Origin of the sequence: Photobacterium sp. GB-1, assembly GCF_003026165.1 — a bacterium.
In the GTDB taxonomy this organism is placed as follows: domain Bacteria; phylum Pseudomonadota; class Gammaproteobacteria; order Enterobacterales; family Vibrionaceae; genus Photobacterium.
Window position 1 is genome coordinate 50,959 of record NZ_PYOB01000006.1, and the last position, 20,167, is coordinate 71,125.

General features: G+C 41.3%; 14 protein-coding genes. 10 read left to right on the forward strand and 4 right to left on the reverse strand.

From position 1 onward, the window contains the following. Positions 1–82: 82 nt before the first annotated feature. The 9 genes from C9J45_RS08525 to tldD all read left to right on the forward strand — a co-directional run bounded on the left by C9J45_RS08525 (position 83) and on the right by tldD (position 15,189). Positions 83–4,090, forward strand: coding sequence for a DUF6701 domain-containing protein (locus C9J45_RS08525; RefSeq protein ID WP_107292428.1), 4,008 nt, complete (start codon positions 83–85; stop codon positions 4,088–4,090). A 126-nt stretch (positions 4,091–4,216) separates the two neighbouring features. Next, positions 4,217–5,260 carry a rod shape-determining protein gene (locus C9J45_RS08530; protein WP_005371106.1) on the forward strand — a complete coding sequence of 348 codons (1,044 nt, stop codon included), beginning with the start codon at positions 4,217–4,219 and terminating at the stop codon, positions 5,258–5,260. Between the two features lie 43 nt (positions 5,261–5,303). Further along, positions 5,304–6,281 (forward strand): rod shape-determining protein MreC, encoded by a 978-nt coding sequence (gene mreC, locus C9J45_RS08535; protein WP_107206519.1) that lies wholly within the window; start codon positions 5,304–5,306, stop codon positions 6,279–6,281. Next, on the forward strand, positions 6,271–6,759 hold the full coding sequence (gene mreD / locus C9J45_RS08540) for a rod shape-determining protein MreD (protein WP_107206520.1): 489 nt from the start codon (positions 6,271–6,273) through the stop codon (positions 6,757–6,759). The genes mreC and mreD overlap by 11 nt, the downstream gene beginning before the upstream one ends. Positions 6,760–6,848: 89 nt before the next feature. After that, on the forward strand, positions 6,849–7,421 hold the full coding sequence (locus C9J45_RS08545) for a nucleoside triphosphate pyrophosphatase (protein WP_107206521.1): 573 nt from the start codon (positions 6,849–6,851) through the stop codon (positions 7,419–7,421). Between the two features lie 12 nt (positions 7,422–7,433). Continuing rightward, positions 7,434–8,903 carry a ribonuclease G gene (rng, locus tag C9J45_RS08550; protein WP_005371112.1) on the forward strand — a complete coding sequence of 490 codons (1,470 nt, stop codon included), beginning with the start codon at positions 7,434–7,436 and terminating at the stop codon, positions 8,901–8,903. Positions 8,904–8,934: 31 nt separating this feature from the next. Then, positions 8,935–12,798 (forward strand): YhdP family protein, encoded by a 3,864-nt coding sequence (locus C9J45_RS08555; RefSeq protein ID WP_233217666.1) that lies wholly within the window; start codon positions 8,935–8,937, stop codon positions 12,796–12,798. A 107-nt stretch (positions 12,799–12,905) separates the two neighbouring features. After that, positions 12,906–13,724 (forward strand): carbon-nitrogen hydrolase family protein, encoded by an 819-nt coding sequence (locus C9J45_RS08560; RefSeq protein WP_107206523.1) that lies wholly within the window; start codon positions 12,906–12,908, stop codon positions 13,722–13,724. A 19-nt stretch (positions 13,725–13,743) separates the two neighbouring features. Continuing rightward, positions 13,744–15,189 (forward strand): metalloprotease TldD, encoded by a 1,446-nt coding sequence (tldD, locus tag C9J45_RS08565; RefSeq protein ID WP_107206524.1) that lies wholly within the window; start codon positions 13,744–13,746, stop codon positions 15,187–15,189. 99 nt (positions 15,190–15,288) lie between these two features. On the opposite strand, the gene yjgA is transcribed toward tldD, so the two are convergent. Further along, positions 15,289–15,816 carry a ribosome biogenesis factor YjgA gene (gene yjgA / locus C9J45_RS08570; protein WP_107246317.1) on the reverse strand — a complete coding sequence of 176 codons (528 nt, stop codon included), beginning with the start codon at positions 15,814–15,816 and terminating at the stop codon, positions 15,289–15,291. A 113-nt stretch (positions 15,817–15,929) separates the two neighbouring features. Between yjgA and pmbA the strand changes: the two genes are divergently transcribed. Further along, a complete protein-coding gene (pmbA, locus tag C9J45_RS08575; protein ID WP_107292430.1) occupies positions 15,930–17,273 on the forward strand; it encodes a metalloprotease PmbA in 1,344 nt (447 codons plus the stop codon). Positions 17,274–17,360: 87 nt separating this feature from the next. Here pmbA and mgtE read toward each other — a convergent pair whose 3' ends face one another. From mgtE to rapZ, 3 genes are all read right to left on the reverse strand, one after another. After that, positions 17,361–18,722, reverse strand: coding sequence for a magnesium transporter (gene mgtE / locus C9J45_RS08580; RefSeq protein ID WP_107206526.1), 1,362 nt, complete (start codon positions 18,720–18,722; stop codon positions 17,361–17,363). A gap of 289 nt (positions 18,723–19,011) precedes the next feature. Beyond that, the gene (locus C9J45_RS08585) at positions 19,012–19,284 is read right to left on the reverse strand and encodes an HPr family phosphocarrier protein (RefSeq protein WP_107206527.1); all 273 of its coding nucleotides are present in this window, start codon (positions 19,282–19,284) and stop codon (positions 19,012–19,014) included. Continuing rightward, positions 19,281–20,132, reverse strand: a complete 852-nt coding sequence (gene rapZ, locus C9J45_RS08590) for an RNase adapter RapZ (RefSeq protein ID WP_107260235.1) — start codon at positions 20,130–20,132, stop codon at positions 19,281–19,283. Before rapZ ends, C9J45_RS08585 begins: the two co-directional genes overlap by 4 nt. Positions 20,133–20,167 lie beyond the last annotated feature (35 nt).

Consider the following 20,167-nt stretch of genomic DNA (forward strand, 5'->3'; position numbering starts at 1 on the left):
TAATAATTAAGATATTAAGTTGAAATTAGTCAAATACCCTTAAGGCACGGACTCGCTTTTTATTTTGGGTAAAAGGATGTTTATGCGTTTATGTCTTAAGTTAATCAACGTTTTATTTTTCAGTTTATTCTTTGCATGGCAAGCGCATAGTGCTCAGTATGAATTTGGTACATTTGATACCAGCACATGTTCATCATTTATTTTACCTGAATCAGCAAACTCCTATGAAGATCAATCTGGTTGTGTTGTTAGATTAAAAAATGCATATGCGACTAAACCGCTTGTATTTTTAATGCCAACAATACCCAGCGATAATCCAGATGATGACGCCCCTCAGACTCTTGCCTTGCTAAATGTTACAAAAAAATCTTTTTCCGTAGCGCAAATAGTTGCGCCACTGTCTAACTTCTATTCGTTATCACGTAATCAAATGCCAGTGATTTCTTATTTGGTTATTGAAGAGGGGGTTACAACATTTGAGGATGGACACCGAGTACTCGCAGGCAGTGTAAATACGAAAAGATATTCCGCAGATGGTAAAAGGTCTTCACCAGCTTATGAAAGAGTGGATCTCTCCTCGTACTCTTCATTGTTGAGTGAATCGCCGATTGTTCTCTCAGAAGTCCAAACGAAAAACAATGAACGCTGGTTAACGACCGCAACTAAAAATATTTCATCAATGGGATTTGACCTAGGTCTTGAAATTACGCGTGTAAATAAACGTGATATTGACGTTGAGGAACATGAGAAAATTGGTTATTTAGTCAGTGTTCCTAATATTGGTGAAACCAATGGTTATGACTATGAATTTTCATCAGGTGATATCGTTTCAAATTCGGGTAAACTGAAGCCATTACAGTACACATGTAATACTCCTATTAATCTTCGTCAAACTTATACCACTGTTCCAAATTTTATCGCCGGGAAGTTGCAGCGCCAAGGTGGACAAGGTGGCTGGGTTCGTCAGTGTAAGAAGTCCTTAACACAGGTGAGTTTTGTTGTTGATGAAGATATCCCACCATGGACGTATATAGGTCAACGCGCACATATAAAAGAAAAGGTGGGCTTTTTTGCTTTCGCTAAAAAGCCGCTGGCCAATAATATTTGTAAATATTTTCTAAGCCCAGCTCAAACATGGCAAGGTAATAGTGATCCGAGTTTACAAATTGGGAAAGATAGTCGACTAATAAATACGGTTGAAATCAAAAATAAAAGGTATGTCGGTTTTCGCCAAGAAAGTATAAATAATTACCTTGATAAAGGTTGTGATGATTCTCCATGTAATGAGAATCAAGATTTAATTGTAAAGAAAGAAAATAAGCCTCAACTTCCTAGCTTTAAAGAAAATAAAAGTAATAATGTATTTGATGCTGGTAAACAAATTGAACCAGAGATCCCATACAGTGAATATAAAAACTTGTCTGTTAGAGGAGGTTCAATAACATTAGATAAAGATATGAAAATTGAAACATTATCTTTAGATTCAAATAGTCAGCTAACATTAAAAACGGGCACCTACTGGATTGATAGTTTTATCGTAAATGGTTCTCGAATTGTTATTCCAGAAAATAATAAAGTAGTTATCTATACCAGAGGTTACTCTTTTAACCATACATCAGGAACTAATGGCGCTTTAATTAATGTAGATGGCAGTCCTGATAATTTGGTGATCTACGCCTATAATGAGCCACCAATTTCGACTTTGTTATTTAAAGATTTTAACGCCGTGTCTAACAGCTCTATTGTAAAGGCGCTTATCTATTCAGAGAAAAAAACTTACTTAAGTAACAATGCGATAGTATATGGTTCGGTAACGATTAATCAGATAGAACTAATTAATAAATCAAAAATTATTGGTGAAAGTGAGTGTTTTGACCCTAAACCTGATAATTATATTTTAGAGATTGAGCCATCAACTGCATTTTCATTAACCTGCGATTATTTGCCTGTTACGTTTAGTGTTAAAAATGAAGACGGAACGCTAGCTGACACCTATTCTGGTTCAGTATCAGTAACCACCAATATTTCAACAGCTGGAAAAGCATCGTGGTTTCCAATCAATAGTGAAACGCCTTATAAAGATGTTTCAGAAGTCGCTGACGTTAATATTAAAAATGGTGTTGGTCAGTTGCGGCTTAAAAGTCATGATTATATCGGCAATATAGCGGTTAAAGGACAATTAAATAATTCCCCATCAACCAACACCGTTAATGGTCGTTATACGTTTGTACCGTTTAAATTTGATATTTCGCCAAGTCCAATAAAAGTCATTGCGGGTAAACCTAGGGAAAATATTAAAGTAAAAGCCCTTGCTTGCAAAAATGATCAAGTAACGATTGCAACAGGTTATCAAGGTGATAAACCGTTAGTTATGATGAGTACTTTCTTACAGCCAGCAAGCCAGGGTAATGGCGACTTACAAATAAAGGCTATGAATAGTGACTGGCAAACGTCTCAAGAAACATTTTCTTTTGATAAGGGGTTAGCGACCTTTGCGCTGAAATATCCCGATGCAGGTATTGTAGGGTTAAACCTTGCAGATCCTAATTGCTCGTTATCAACCGGCTGCGATATTTTTTCTACAGATGATGAATTACCAACAGAGTTTGGGAGTTGGAAACAATTAGAAGGCTCTGTTGAAGTGCATGCCCGCCCATGGACACTTGCCGTGTGTCCCAAAAATCAAGATGGTGAATATATAAAAGCAGACGGTACATCATCATCAGGTGAAGGCTTTGTGGCATCGGGTGAGAAATTTGATGTGGATGTAAAACCTATTGTCTGGCGCAATGCGGGATCTGAAACTGCAGATATTAATAGTCGGTATTCAAGTAGCATTGATTTGTGTGAAAGCACAATAACACCTAACTTTTCTAAAGCAGATGCTCCAGCTGCAAATGTTAAATTATCTATTCCATCAGATCATTCAATAACACCTGTGAATGGTGAGCCAGGTGAATTGCAAGGTATTAAAGTAAAAGAACATACTGAAGCTTTAACCTATAAAGATTTATCTTGGAGTGAAGTCGGCAGTGTGCGTTTACAAGCGAATACGGCAGCACAATATTTGGGTATGGATGTTAATCAAGGCTATCGCAATATTGGCCGTTTTTATCCTAAATATTTAGAGCTTCAACCTAACCGCATTATATATCCAACCGGACATGATCAATTTGCTTATTTAAGCCAGCCATTTAATGTTCAAGTAATGATTAAAGCGAAAAATACGCTGGGTAATCAAGTGAATAACTACAACAACTTTGGTTTGGCGTATCAAGCTGATGTTGCACTGACTGCGTATGAGGATCCATCATTAACGAGCTTAAATCATCGTTTCTCATATCATCATATAACAGGCTTGACAGAGAAGAGCTTTAAGGGGAACTGGAATCGTGACGTTCAACAAACATGGCTATTAGCACGTAAGGTTATTGCAGCTATCAACCCAACAACAGAGGAAGATGGTCCTTGGTCTTCAAGTAATAGCCGCTTTGGTGGGTATATAACAGAAAATCAAGATCCCATATCTATTCGAAGTAGTACATCGGTTAAAAACGATGTTATCGATACATATACCATCGCACAGTTCGAAGAAACGCCTAATTTACGTTATGGGCGAATGGTTCTAGATGATGCGATCAGCCCATTTGATCAACCTGTTAGTCTGCCATTAAAAATCGAATATTGGGATGGTAGTGAATTTCAAACCCATACTGATGATAGTGGCTCAACATACAACAGTAATTATTATTGTAAGAAGGCATTACATCCGGTTGATGGATCGAATACATCGATATTAACAACTAATGTAACGGGAAAGGTCAGCGTTGGTGAAAGCGATGAAATTGAAGCTCATCCACAACTATCACCGCCTGCTAATTATAAAAAACAACAAACCCGTTTTTGGTTACGTATTGCAACCAACACACCAAGTAATATTGGTTGTAGCCAAACCAACAAAAAGCACCAACCGTGGCTAACCTATAATTGGCGAGAATTAGGTGATGAAGATCCATCCGCGATTGTGACATTTGGTGTATATCGTGGGAGTGATCGCATCGTTTATCGAGGTGAAAAAGGGTTAAATTAGGCCTTAGCGCAAATAAATTGCAAATCTGTGGTAGGTTTGACAATCCTTACCTTGTTTCAGTGTCTAGCGCTTGGTACATTTAGTGCAATTTAACGAATTTTGAGCTTTCAGGATTAGCCGAAGACTATGTTTAAAAAACTTCGTGGCATGTTTTCTAATGACCTGTCTATTGACTTGGGTACTGCCAACACCCTTATTTATGTCAAAGGACAGGGCATCGTTCTAGATGAACCCTCTGTGGTTGCAATCCGTCAAGACCGTGCAGGCGCAACAAAAAGTGTTGCAGCGGTAGGTCATGACGCAAAATTAATGCTTGGTCGTACACCAGGTAATATTGCTGCTATCCGCCCAATGAAAGACGGTGTAATTGCTGATTTCTATGTGACTGAAAAAATGTTGCAGCATTTTATTAAGCAAGTACATGACAACAGTATTCTTCGCCCAAGCCCTCGTGTGTTAGTTGCGGTTCCTTGTGGCTCAACGCAAGTTGAACGTCGTGCAATCCGTGAATCAGCACAAGGTGCTGGTGCTCGTGAAGTTTACTTAATCGATGAGCCAATGGCGGCTGCTATCGGTGCTGGTATGCCAGTGTCTGAAGCAACGGGTTCTATGGTGATCGATATCGGTGGTGGTACAACAGAAGTTGCAGTGATCTCACTTAACGGTGTGGTTTACTCATCATCGGTTCGTATCGGTGGTGACCGTTTTGATGAAGCCGTTATCAATTACGTACGTCGTAACTACGGTAGTCTGATTGGTGAAGCAACCGCTGAGCGCATTAAGCATGAAATCGGTTCAGCGTACCCAGGTGATGAAGTGCGTGAAATTGAAGTGCGTGGTCGTAACCTGGCAGAAGGTGTACCGCGTAGCTTTACGTTAAATTCAAATGAAATCCTAGAAGCTTTACAAGAACCACTAACAGGTATTGTATCTGCAGTAATGGTTGCACTAGAACAGTGTCCACCAGAGCTTGCATCTGATATTTCAGAGCGTGGCATGGTACTGACGGGTGGTGGTGCACTACTTCGCGATTTAGACCGTCTACTTACAGAAGAAACAGGTATTCCTGTGGTTGTTGCTGAAGACCCACTAACATGTGTGGCTCGTGGTGGCGGTAAAGCGTTAGAAATGATTGATATGCACGGTGGCGATCTCTTCAGCGAAGAGTAATAATGCCTGCGTTAGTTTTCTATAAAACAGGTTATAGCGTTAGATGAAACCTATCTTTGGCAGAGGACCCTCTCTGCAATTACGCCTGTTTCTTGCCATATTACTATCGGCTAGCCTTATGCTAGCCGATAGTCGTCTTGATGCTTTTGCCAATGTTCGTTATTTTTTGAACTCAGCAATCGCTCCGCTTCAGTATGCGGCTAATTTACCGCGTGAATTACTTGATGGCCTTAATGGTCAAATGAGTTCTCATCAGCAATTATTAGTTGAGAATAAAGCGTTGAAGCGTGATTTGTTGGTGATGAAAAGTAATGTTTTATTGCTTGATCAATTACAGCAAGAAAATCAGCGTTTAAGAAATTTATTAGGTTCACCGTTTGTTCGTGGTGAGCGTAAAATGATCGCCGAAGTGATGGCGGTCGACTCTGATCCTTATAGTCATCAAGTGATGATTGATAAAGGGCGTGTTGATGGAGTATATGAAGGCCAGCCTGTTATTAATGATAAAGGTATTGTTGGGCAGATCTCCTATGTTGGCGCGCATAATAGTCGTGTTTTATTACTGATTGATCCGACGAATGCTATTCCAGTACAAGTTGTGCGTAACGACATTCGTGTTATTGCAACAGGAACTGGAAAGAGTAATGAGCTTCAACTTGAGCATGTCCCAAGCAGCACGGATATTCGTGTAGGTGATTTATTGGTGAGCTCTGGGCTCGGTGGTCGCTATCCTGAAGGATATCCGGTTGCACGTGTAACTGAGTTCTCTTTTGACAATAAACGCCCATTTGCACAAATTATCGCTAAACCAACCGTGCAATTTGACCGATTACGTTACTTATTATTAGTCTGGCCAACCGATAGAATGAAAGCGGCAGAAACGTCAGCCACAAAATCGATTGCGCCTTCAAGTGCGGTTTCAACCATTTCTCCTGCAGTTGCTGTACCAGCAAATGGTGTAAAACCAACAGCACCTATTGAGAACAAAAAGCCGAGCAGTGAGGTGAATAATGCCAACTAGCCAAGCACATGGCCGAATTTGGATTTGGTTGTCATTCGTTTTTGCGCTGGTGCTGCAAGCAGCTCCTTGGCCCGGAATGTTGGAACCGTTTCGACCTTCATGGGTTTTACTGGTTACTTGTTATTGGGTATTAGCCTTACCACATCGTGTTAACGTGGGAACTGCTTTAATTATCGGCTTATTGTGGGATTTGATTTTAGGATCTACGTTAGGTGTCCGCGGCTTAATGATGTCGGTGATTGCTTACATTGTTGCTTTAAATTTTAGAGTACTTCGTAACCTGTCATTAGGACAACAAGCGATTGTCTTCGCGCTGTTATCATTAGCCGGTAAGCTTATTGAATACTGGGCTGAATACTTAGTCTCAAATGTAACTTTTGAGCCACAACAATTATGGGCTGTCGTATTAAACTTTATATTATGGCCATGGTTGTTCTTATTATTACGGCGTATACGTCGTAAATTTTCGATTCGTTAATCGCAATAGCATAAAGGGGAAGCCAATTGGTCTTCCCCTTATTTATAATTAAATGTTTTTAAAGTATAAATGTAAGTTTGAGGTGTATCATGGCTGCTATTCAATTATATCTTGCTTCAGGTTCGCCTCGTCGAATGGAGTTATTAAATCAGTTAGGCTATCAGTTTGAACGTGTTGTGGTAGATGTCGAAGAATGCCACCAAGTAGGCGAAAGCCCTGAAAATTATGTTCAGCGTTTATCGCGCGATAAAGCCTTAGCTGGACTAAAAGCAGCGCCGGCTGATTTACCTGTTTTAGGATCGGACACAATTGTTGTGGCTGATCAGCAAATATTAGAAAAACCTGTCGATTTTAATGATGCAGCGCGTATGCTGAAAATGCTGTCTGGTCGTCAACATCAAGTGATGACCGCAGTGACAGTCGCAACGAAAGAAAGGATTGAAACTAAGCTAGTGATCACGCAAGTGTGGTTTAAGCCTTTGTCAGATAACGAAATCAAAAAATATTGGCAAAGTGGAGAGCCACAAGATAAAGCGGGCAGTTATGGCATCCAAGGCTTAGGTGGCAAATTCGTTGAACGTATCGATGGCAGTTTTTATGCAGTGATGGGGTTACCGCTAGTGGAAACCGACATCCTGTTACAAGATTTTTTAAAGTTATAAGTAGAGGCAACCATGAGCACTGAGCTGCTGATCAATGTGACGCCGAGTGAAACCCGTGTCGCAATGATTGAACATGGCGTATTGCAAGAGATCCACATTGAACGTGAATCGAAACGCGGTATCGTCGGAAATATTTACAAAGGGCGAGTAAGTCGCGTACTTCCTGGTATGCAGGCGGCATTTGTCGATATTGGGTTAGATAAAGCTGCATTTTTACATGCTTCAGATATTGTTCCCCACACGGAATGTGTGGCTGAAAATGAGAAAAAACAATTTCAGGTGCGCGACATTTCAGAGCTGGTTCGTCAAGGGCAAGACATTGTCGTACAGGTGGTGAAAGATCCTCTGGGAACTAAAGGTGCGCGGTTAACGACTGATATTACCTTACCGTCTCGTTACCTTGTTTTCATGCCGGGAGCAAGCCATGTTGGTGTATCTCAGCGGATTGAAAGTGAGAAAGAGCGTGATCGTTTGAAAAAAGCGGTTTTACAGCATTGTGATGATTTAGGCGGCTTTATTATTCGAACGGCTGCAGAAGGGGCGAATACTGATGAAGTCGCTCAAGATGCTGCTTTTTTAAAGCACTTGTGGCGTAAAGTATTAGAGCGTCGTGCTAAGTATAAGCCACGTTCGATGTTGTATGGTGAGCTAGGACTTGCACAACGTATCTTACGTGATTTTGTTGGTACTGAAATTGATAATATCAAAGTCGACTCACGCCAAGCATTTGATAAATTAAAAGAGTTTACAGATGAGTTCGTACCTGAAGTGACAGATAATATTGAATATTATTCAGGTCAGCAGCCTATCTTTGATCTCTATGATACCGAGTCTGAAATTCAACGTTCCTTAGATCGTAAAGTTGAAATGAAGTCTGGCGGGTATTTGATCATCGATCAAACAGAAGCGATGACCACGGTTGATATTAATACTGGTGCGTTTGTTGGGCGAAGAAATCTCGACGAGACTATTTTTAATACCAACATTGAAGCAACGAAAGCTATCGCACGCCAATTACGGTTACGTAATTTAGGCGGCATTATCATTATTGATTTTATCGATATGATTTCAGAAGAACACCAACAACGCGTTTTACAAGCGCTTGAGCAAGCACTTTCTTATGATCGAGTGAAAACCAATATTAATGGCTTTACGCAATTAGGCTTGGTTGAAATGACGCGTAAACGTACGCGTGAAAGTATTGAACATGTGTTGTGTGGCACGTGTCCATCTTGTGATGGTCGTGGTACGGTGAAAACAGTTGAAAGTGTTTGCTATGAGGTATTGCGAGAAATAACCCGAGTCAATCGTGCTTACGATGCTGATCGATTTATCGTGTATGTTTCATCCGCGGTGGGTGAGGCCCTTATGGGAGATGAATCGCATGCATTAGCTGAGCTTGAGGTCTTTATTGGTAAACAAGTAAAAATAAAGCCTGAGCCGCTGTATAACCAAGAGCAGTTCGATGTGGTAATGATGTAATGATACCAATGGGGAAGAGTCAGTGAACCGTATGGTGGCAAAAACCTTACGTGGTGTATTGTGGTTAGTGGTTATTGTTGCAGTAACATTGGCTATTTTGATCAGTACTCTCCGCTTTTCTCTTCCTCACCTTGACCATTATCGTCAGCCAATAGCGCAGTGGCTTTCTCAGCAAACACATACCCAAATATCGGTAGAAAATATTGATGGGCGCTGGCTACAATCGGGGCCCGAAATAAAATTTAACCAATTATCGGTGGCTGAAAATAATCATTCAGCACCATTAGTGAAGGTTGGGCAAGCCGAGATCTATTTAGATTTCTGGCAGTCAGTGCTGACATTTAGACCCATCTTTAAACATGTCCAAATTGAGCAATTCGATTTAGATATTACACAACTTCCACGTCGTGCTTCGAAACCCTCTTCTGATATTTCTTTTGTTAAACGGTTAGAGCAATTTTTTTTCACGCGTATTGATAATGTGACATTAAAAAACGCGACGGTTACCGTTCCTTCTCCTTCAGGTAAAGCATTACATCTAGCGGTTACACAACTTAACTGGCGCAATGAGGGAGGGCATCATTTTGCTCAAGGTTCCGTTGGATTGATTAATAGTCCATTAGGCCAAGTTGAAGTAAAAGCAGACATTACCGAACAAGGTGGTTTGTCTAGTGTGAATGGAACGCTATATCTCAAAGGAAAAAACATTTCGGTCACACCATGGTTAAATAAAAAATTTACCGGTGTCGCTGATATTTCAGACAGTAAATTGAGTATGCAAGCGTGGTTATCGTTAGATCAAGGCACGATAAGTTCAGCGATGATCCAACTTGCCAAAAGTCATATTGATTGGACGACCCAACATAAATCACACCAAATTGTTATTAACGGTGGCGTTGTTGCGCTAAAGCCCACCTTCGATAAACAGCAACGCGTATGGCGGATTGATACCGAGCAATTTGATATAGCTACCGATAAGATATCGTGGCCTAAATTTGATATCGCAGCGCAATTTTCACTTAATAAGCAATGGCAGCCTGTAAATTGGAAAGCCGCACTGACCAATATCAAATTAGATCGATTACTACCATTGCGATCTTTTTTACCCAAGTCGAATAGTATTACGGAAGCGATCACTGCGTTACAACCGACAGGGCTGGTGACAAAAATCCGGGTTGCTGGCGAGCAAGATAAGCCGCTCCATTTTTCATTAAATCTTGATGATTTAGCATTTAAACAGTGGCAGTTACTACCTGGTATTAATAAGCTAAATGCGCGTATTGCTGGTGATACAACACAAGGTGCAGTGAAAATTCGAGTCGATGATGATGCTCTGCCTTATGGTAAGGTTTTTCCGAAACCATTAAACATCAATGACGCGACGATTGATGCATATTGGAAACATGATAATCAAGGCACCAGTTTATGGAGTGATAAACTGAGTGTGGCCACCCCAGATCTCAATGCAAAAGGGCAATTTAGACTCGATTTTTATCAAAAATCGCCTGCATGGTTGGCTTTTTATGGTGAAGCGTCGGTTAAAGATGCTGGGCAAACATGGCGTTATTTACCTCGACCAGCGCTTGGTAATAAATTAACCCATTATCTAGCTACCGCGATAAAAGGCGGTACGGTGAAAGACGCTGAACTGCTCTGGTTTGGTCCTTTAAACACATTTCCTTATCCTAATCATGATGGTGTCTTTGAAGTTAAAGTCCCACTGAAAAAAGCAAAATTTCAGTTTGATCCTGATTGGCCATTATTAACAGATCTCAATCTTAATTTAGGCTTTAAAAATGATCGTATGACGATTGATGCCAGTCATGTAAAAACGTTATCAGCCGTTGGCTCTAATGTGGTTGGTGGGGCAAAATTAGCCCCTGATGGGCATTTGAAACTAGCATTTGATCTTGCCGCTAGTGGCAAAGATGTTACAGAGTACATGTTGAAAACGCCATTAGCCGATTCTGTAGGGAGCGCATTACAAACAGTGAGGGTGAATGGGCCTGTTACTGCTAAATTAACCCTTGATATTCCTTTTGACGGCAGTGATGTGGATGCGAAAGGTCAGGTGTTTTTTAAAAATAATCGTATCGATTTACGAACACCAGCTCTGACTGTTGATAATACTTACGGTAGTTTAACCTTTGATAATGCCAAAATTAGGGCTGAAGACTTAAGCGGTAAATTATTTGATCAACCGATTAGGCTTGGATTTACGGGTAATAATGTTGCAAACAATCATTATCGAGTAAATGTTGATGTGGCTGGTGATTGGCAAGTCGCTCGATTGCAGCCTTATATTCCTAAACAGTTATTGCATTATCTTTCAGGAACCAGTGATTGGAAAACAAATGTCCAGGTAGATTTAGAAGGTGATTATTTTACTTACAAAGTAAAAAGTCTATTACCTCTTACCCACATTAAGAGTGATTTACCCTATCCGTTATCTTATCAACCTAAGCTCAATCAATCGCAGTTTATGACGGTGAATGTTGATGGCAATGCACAAAGCTTTAATGGGCAACTTCAGATGCCTGATGCGGCTTATCAAGCACGTGTGAACCTTATTGATGGAAAACCACAATTAGCAGCCAGTGATTTGATGATTGGTAAAAAAGAGATTCAGTCATCATTAGGTATTGGACATGTGGTGAATATCGATACTAAGGCATTCAATGTTGATTCGTGGATCGCTTTTGCGAATAAGTGGCAACAATCAAACACCAATAAAAGCCATGGTAATGAGGGGATTGTATGGCCGATTCCAAGCAAGATAGAGGCAAAAGTTAAGCAGTTAACCTTGGGCGGGTTAGTGTGGAATGATGTTAATTTGCATGTCAAACATGGTCATCAGTGGTCCGCGAAATTAGAGAGCCGACAAGCTGAAGGCTATATTACTTGGGATCAGAAAAATACAGTGAATGCGATCTTTAAATCCCTTCATCTTAACTTTCCACAATTAGATAAAAAGTCAGTTACTCAGCAGCAAGCTGATATTACTAAAAAAGCGCCTTCTCTATTATCTCCGATAGTCACAGCGCTAGATCGTAAGGTAATGGCTGCGATCCCTGCTATTAAACTTACGATATCGGATGCATGGCTACAGGGTTATCGATTAGGGCAAGTCAATGCTGTACTTGAGAAGTCCTCAAATCAATTAACGTTGAAAACGTTCAATATTAATGCTGGTAATATCAAATTAGATGCTAATGGACGTTGGTATTTTAAAGATAACCGTAATCATTCGGCGTTAAGTTTCATGGTGAAAGGTGACAATAGCTCCGATTTATTAGGTCGCTTTGGTATTGAAGGTGGCGTGCAAGATGCATCGTTTGATACGAGTATTTCAGCCGCATGGCAAGGATCACCTTGGGCGATGGATCGCCGAACATTAAATGGCAAGGTGAAAACAGATATTGGCAAAGGGCTGGTCAGTGGCGCATTTGGCGCAGGACGATTGCTTGGCCTGTTTAGTTTAGATTCTATTATTCGAAAAATGCAGCTCGATTTCTCGGGGGTATTTGATAATGGCTTAGCGTTTAACTATATCAAAGGAACAGGAACAATTAAGCAAGGCACCTTTTATAGTAACGATATCAAGATGCAAGCATTAGCCGGTGATATGTACATTAAAGGTAAGGTTGATCTGGTGGATGAAAAGGTCGATGCAAATGTGAAGTTTATTCCTGACTTTACCTCGGGCTTACCTGTTTTAACCGCTTTTGCTGTTGCGCCACAAACAGCGTTATATGTGTTAGCTATTTCAACGGTGTTATCACCCGTGTTAGATGTGATCACTCAGGTTAATTATCAAGTAACGGGTTCGATTGAAGCTCCGAACGTTGTAGAGCGCTCACGCTTATCTGGTGAGTATACTGTGCCTGATGAGTAAGCTAAATGAATGGGTTGCGTTAATTTTTATCAGTGGTACAACAAAGAGATAGTAATAAATACGTTATATGTTGAGTATAACAAGTGTATAGGCCCAGGGAGAAGGTCATGGCGAAGATTGGTTTAGTACAAATGAATTCGGGAGCCGATCCTGAACATAATCTCACTAAATTAAAAAAGAAAGTGAAAGGGCTTCAGCTACAAGGGGCTAAATTGGTTGTTACTCCTGAAAATACCTTAGTTTTTGGTAGTAAAGCAGATTATCAGAAATGGGCTGAACCTCTCAATGACGGCCCATTTCAAAAAGAATTATCAGCATTAACTGAAAAGTTAGGCATTTGGCTTTTACTGGGCTCAATGCCTATCTTACAACCCGATGGTTCAATCACATCAACCAGCTTGTTATATAACGATAAAGGCCAACTCCAAGAACATTATAATAAGCTGCATATGTTCGATGTCGATGTTGCCGATAAACACCGTAGCTATCGAGAGTCTGATACTTTTAAAGCGGGTGATGAGCTTAAAGTCGTAAAAACACCGTATGGCAATATCGGGATGTCGATTTGCTATGATGTAAGATTTCCATTGCAATATAGTGCATTACGCGCACAAGGTGCTGATATTATTGTTGTGCCCGCAGCGTTTACTAAGTTAACAGGTAAAGCGCATTGGGAAGTATTATTACGAGCTCGTGCTATTGAAACTCAGTGTTGGGTGATTGCCGCTGCACAATGGGGCGAGCATAATGAAGGGCGAGAAACATGGGGCCACTCAATGATTATTGATCCTTGGGGGCAAATTGTTGCCTGTCAGCAGCAAGGCACCGGTGTTCTGACTGCCAATATTGATTTACAATTATCTGAGAAGATCCGCGCCAACATGCCTGTTGCTGAACATACTAAATTTTATGTTCAACCGCGCTAAATAATTTAAGAGCAAATTAATGACCCTTAACACCGTAGAAAATACCATGCTAGACCAATCAGGTCTTGGCCGTGATGAACTGCATAATATCCTTGGGCTAATTGCAGCAAGAGATGTGGATTATGCCGATATTTATTTCCAATCTTGCTGGCATGAGTCGTTAGTACTGGAAGACAGTATTATTAAAGATGGTTCGTTTAATATCGATCGTGGTGTAGGTGTACGTGCGGTTGCTGGCGAGAAAACAGGTTTTGCATATTCTGATCAAATAAACCTATTGGCACTAACGCAAAGTGCCAAAGCGGCACGTGGTATTGTGCGCCAAGGGGGAAGTGGCAAAGTACAAACTTTCAGCCCACTAACACCATCAGGTATTTATGCCCCTATTAATCCATTAGGTAGTCTTGATAAATTCCAAAAAATTGCATTACTGGAAGAAATTGATCGTTATATTCGTACTAAAGAGCCATTAGTCACGGAAGTGTCGGTTAGCATCAATGGTGTCTATGAAGAGGTGTTAGTTGCCGCGCTTGATGGCACTTATGCGGCAGATATTCGCCCGCTTGTTCGTTTATCAATCAGTGTTCTGGTTGAAAAAGGCGATAAACGTGAGCGTGGTAGTGCGGGTGGCGGTGGTCGTTACGGTTATGAAATGTTCTTAACTGAAACCGATGGTAAAAGCCAAGCATTGTATTTTGCTGATGAAGCTATCCGCCAAGCATTGATTAACCTAGAAGCAGAGGCAGCCCCTGCAGGTACCATGCCGGTGGTTTTAGGAGCGGGTTGGCCTGGCGTGTTGTTACACGAAGCTGTCGGCCATGGCCTTGAAGGCGACTTTAACCGTAAAGGTTCATCGATGTTCTCTGGTCAGTTAGGTGAGCAAGTCACATCACCGTTATGTACCATTGTCGATGACGGTACACTGGTTGATCGTCGAGGCTCTATTAACATTGATGATGAAGGTACACCTTCACAATACAATGTGCTGGTGGAAGGCGGTAAGCTAAAAGGCTACATGCAAGATAAGCTTAACGCACGTCTAATGGGCGTAGCGCCTACTGGTAATGGTCGTCGTGAGTCATATGCGCATTTACCTATGCCTCGCATGACAAACACTTACATGCTGCCTGGTGAACATACACCAGAAGAAATTATTTCCAGCGTGAAGAAAGGCATCTACGCCCCTAACTTCGGTGGTGGTCAGGTTGATATCACATCGGGGAAATTTGTATTCTCTGCATCAGAAGCTTACTTAATTGAAAACGGTAAGATCACTCGTCCAATTAAAGGCGCAACTTTAATTGGTAGCGGTATTGAAGCGATGCAGCAAGTTTCTATGGTTGGTAATGACTTAGATATCGACCGTGGTGTGGGTGTGTGTGGTAAAGCGGGACAAAGTGTACCTGTGGGTGTTGGTCAGCCAACCCTGAAAATTGATTCAATGACAGTAGGCGGCACTGAGTAAATCTTCTCGCACGTCTATTTGATAAAGAAAAAGCCAGCATGAATAATTCCTGCTGGCTTTTTTTATTTTTACTTTATCACAACGAAAAGAGGTGAGTGATTACTTATCTTCTAGGTATAAAGATTTAAGGTATTGGAAAATTTCACGGTAAGCCTTACCTGGCTTCTCTTGTGATTTTTCTTTTGTTGCTTGGCGAACAAGTTGGCGTAAATGTTGGCGATCAGCATCTGGGTGATCGACTAAGATAGCATTGATCATGCTATCGCCATTTTCGATTAACTTATCCCGTTTTAGCTCAAGCTTTTTCAGCGCAACAGTATGCTGAGAGTGCTTATTACGTAATTTATCGAGTGCCGCTTGGATTGGTTCAATGTCGATAAAGCGCATTTGCTTACCGATATATTGAAGTTGACGACGACGTGCTTCTTTATTAAAGCGCTGAGCGTCTTTAATTGCATCCATCATTTCGTCATCAAGAGGCATCTTAGCGAGTGCATTAGGTGTTAATTCAACTAACTCTTCACCAATTTTTTGTAGCGCATCCATGTCGCGTTTCATCTCGGATTTACTTACCCAGATGATTTCTTCTTCTTCATCCCAAGGGGCTTTCTTGTTTTTACGGCTCATAATGGGCTCACTAACACTATCAATAGCTCTATTTTATCAGTTTAATAACGATTTTGGGCGTAAATTACATTATTCTATAACCAATAAGCAAAACTCTAACCTTAAGTGATTGTATGGACGTAAGAGAACAGGTAGCCCAGCAGCGTGTTGAACTGGAAGCTGCGGTTGCGAAAGCACTGGAAGTCGCCGGTAAACAAGCGGATGCCGCCGAAGTAGCCATTAACAAAACAACAGGGATCAGTGTCTCTACACGTATGTGTGATGTTGAGAATGTTGAATTTAATAGTGATGGCGCATTAGGGATCACTGTTTATCGCGGAAATCGCAAAGGCAGCGCATCAACTTCTGATTTAAGTGAATCAGCAATTGCTCAGACAGTAGCAGCCGCACTGGATATTGCTAATTACACTTCAGAAGATCCTTTTGCAGGGCCAGGTCCGAAAGAATTAATGGCACGTGATATTCCTGATTTGGATTTATTCCATCCAGATGAGCCAGAGCCCGATCGCGCAGCCGCGATTGCTATTGCTGCAGAAGAAGCCGCATTAGCTTATGATCCTCGAATTAAACAAAGTGATGGCGCAAGCTATGATAGCCATTACGGTGTCCGTGTTTATGGAAACAGCCACGGCATGTTGGCAAGTTATGCCTCAAGTCGTCACAGCATCAGTTGTTGTGTGATAGCGGAAGGTAAAAATGGTGAGATGGAGCGAGATTACAGCTACACCACTTCACGTTTAGCCTCTGAGATGTGGACACCAGAGCGTGTGGGTCGCCATGCAGCTGAGCGTACAGTGGGGCGTGTTGATGCGCAGAAACTGACAACCCGTGAAGCGCCTGTGATGTTTGCAGCGGATATTGCCACAGGCTTGTTTGGTCACTTAGTGATGGGGATCAGTGGTGCTAATCTGTACCGTAAATCTTCTTTCTTGGTTGATAAGTTAGGTGAGCAAATTTTCCCTGAGTGGTTAGGTATTAGCGAGCGTCCACATATTTTACGTGGTATGGCGAGTACCCCGTTTGATAGCGAAGGTTTAGCCACTTATGACCGTGAAATCATTACCGACGGTGTGCTACAAACTTACTTATTGACCAGCTACGCTGCCCGTAAAATGAATATGCAGCCAACAGGTCATGCGGGTGGTATCCATAACTGGATGGTGAAATCGACCGGTGAGTCTTTTGATCAAATGCTGAAGAAGATGGATCGAGGTTTATTGGTCACAGAGCTAATGGGTCAAGGCGTGAATATCGTAACGGGTGATTACTCGCGTGGTGCAGCGGGTTTCTGGGTTGAGAATGGTCAAATTCAATATCCAGTGTCTGAAATTACGATTGCCGGTAATTTAAAAGATATGATGCAGAATATCGTTGCTATTGGTAATGATACTGAAACTCGCAGTCAGATCTTAACTGGCTCGATGTTATTAGATTCAATGAAGATTGCTGGTGAGTAATTTTTGCTAAATTGATTAAAACGAAAAGCCCGAATCAACATGATTCGGGCTTTTTTTATTTATTCATATTACAGGAAAGGGCTATTTTTAGGGGGTAATGAAGATAGTCGCAAGACCAAGGAATACCATTAAACCGACAATATCAGTACATGTCGTTAATGCCATACCGCCAGCTAATGCTGGATCGATCTTGAGTTTTTTCAATCCAATCGGGATCAATACACCCGCAACACCGGCAACAAATAAGTTAGCAAGCATTGCGCCGGCCATAATAGCACCTAGCATTAAACTGCCTTTCCAAACAACGACAACCGCACCGATAATTAACGCCCATATAAAGCCATTGATTAAACCAACACGGGCCTCTTTACTTAGTAGCCAGCGGGTGTTGGTATCACCGATGTGACCGACAGCTAAACCACGAATAACCAGAGCAACGGTTTGGTTACCAGCAACGCCACCCATTGAGGGAACGATAGTCATCAATACAGCAACAGTAGCCATCTGTTGTAAAGTGTTTTCAAACATGTTGGAAACAGAGGCTGCAGCGAGTGCTGTTAATACGTTAACACCTAACCAAATACTACGACTTTTGGCTGATTTTAAAACTGGCGCAAAGGTATCTTCGTCATCGTCCATACCCGCCATACTCATCATTGAGTGTTCGGCTTCTTCACGAATGAGATCGACCACGTCATCGATAGTAATACGACCAAGTAATAGATTATTTTGATCGACAACAGGTGCTGAAACCCAGTTACGACGTTCAAACAAATTGGCGATTTCACTGTCAGGCATATCGACAGGAATGGCTTCATCTGCATCTTCCATCACATCTTTGATTTCAATATCAGGCTGTGTCGTAATTAGTGTAGCAAGAGATAAATGGCCTATTAAGGTTTCGTTGCTATCAACGACATATAAAGCATCTGTCGCTTCAGGTAACTCGCCTCGCATACGCAAATAACGTAAGACAACATCAGCGGTAACATCACCACGAATGGTGATGAAGTCGGTACTCATCATACCGCCAGCAGTATCTTCAGGGTACGCGAGCGCTTTCTCGATACGATGACGGTCAGTGCTATCCATTTGCGCCAGTACTTCTTGATAACGTTCATCAGGAAGACTACGCAGTACATAAGCGACATCATCGCTTTCCATCCCCTCGGTCACAGCAGCCAGTTTCTCTGGCTCCATTTGCGAGACGATACCATCTTTTACATCTTCAGATAGTTCATCAAGGATTTCACCTTGCTCTTCAGGATCGGTCAGTTGCCATAGTACTTGACGTTCTTTCGGAGGAGAGGCTTCCAACAGATGTGCAATATCTTCCGGCTCCATTTCTTGAAGGAGTCGGCGAACATGGACAAACATGCCATTTTCTAATGCAGTATTAACTTCTTGGAGTCGTTGATGGGTTTGATCTTGTTCTAATACATCCGCCATAGGTATTAGGCCCACTTATATTTTGATGGCGCAATAAGTTGAATTTTAACGTAATCACCTAGCTTTTGTCTCACATGTTTTACGTATAATGAGCAGATTTATCCTTCTCACATATATCACATACACAATTACTCGGTTATTTAACGGAAAGTTATCACCAGTTGCCTACAGAGTTATTAATAATAGCGATAATTAAAGCAGAATTTCAGATTTAGTTGTCAATGACACATGAGAAAATCATTTAAAGTGTAATTGAAAAGTGAGTGGCATTGAGTCTTAAACGTAATGTTTAATTTTCTTCATCAAACCCGGCTTCAATTAAAGCGGAAATAGCGTTAAGTGCTGAGACTTCGTCTAAACCTTCAGCACTTACCATGATTTTTTGTCCTTGCGCAGAATCAAGCATTAAAAGCCCCATGACACTGTCAGCAGTGGCTGATACATCAGCATTACTCACGGTGATCACTGCGGTAAAGCTTTGTGCTAGTTCAACCAGTTTAATTGCCGCGCGTGCGTGTAAGCCGAGTCGGTTTTTAATAAATAATTCGCGTTGGACAGTCATTGTTTTTCTTCTAATGTGCGGTGACGAACTTGGACTTGTTGACCGTGGTGTTCAAAGTAGTCAGCAAGAGATTGCGCAATATAGACAGAACGATGTTGGCCGCCAGTACAACCAATGGCTACCGTGACATAGCTGCGGTTGTTTTTTTCAAGCATTGGGAGCCAACTTTCTATGAAATTACGAATTTGGTAATTAAGTTGATTCACTTCACTTTGGCTGGAAAGAAAATCTTTTACTTCTTGATCTAGCCCTGTTTGGGGTTTGAGTTCAGGTACCCAATGAGGGTTGGGTAAAAAGCGAACATCAAATACATAATCGGCATCTGAAGGTAAACCATGCTTAAAGCCAAATGATTCAAAAACAAGAATCAGCTCTTTTGCTTCTCGACCTAATACGCGAGCACGAACGGTTTCACTTAAATCATGAATGGATTTATTTGTGGTATCGATAACTAAATCAGCGTGCTCTTTTAAATCACCTAATATGGCACTTTCAGAGGTAATCGCTTGCTCTAGAGTCATATTTTGCCGAGATAAAGGATGTAAGCGACGAGTTTCGCTATAACGTTTAACTAACTCTTTATCATCAGCATCGAGAAAAACAACGTTAACATCAACATCGTTCTCAAGTGATTTGAGAATACGCTGTATTTCACCTGGCTGCTGAGGCATGTTACGTACATCAATACTGACTGCTATATCTTGCTCAGTATGGGCAATGTCTTTGACAAATTGCGGCAGTAGAGTAACAGGTAGATTATCGACACAGTAATAGCCGAGATCTTCAAGCACACGTAAGGCGACAGATTTTCCTGAACCAGAACGGCCACTTACAACCATTAACATCATGGTTTATTTACCTCGGTAATTGGGATATGGAGTAA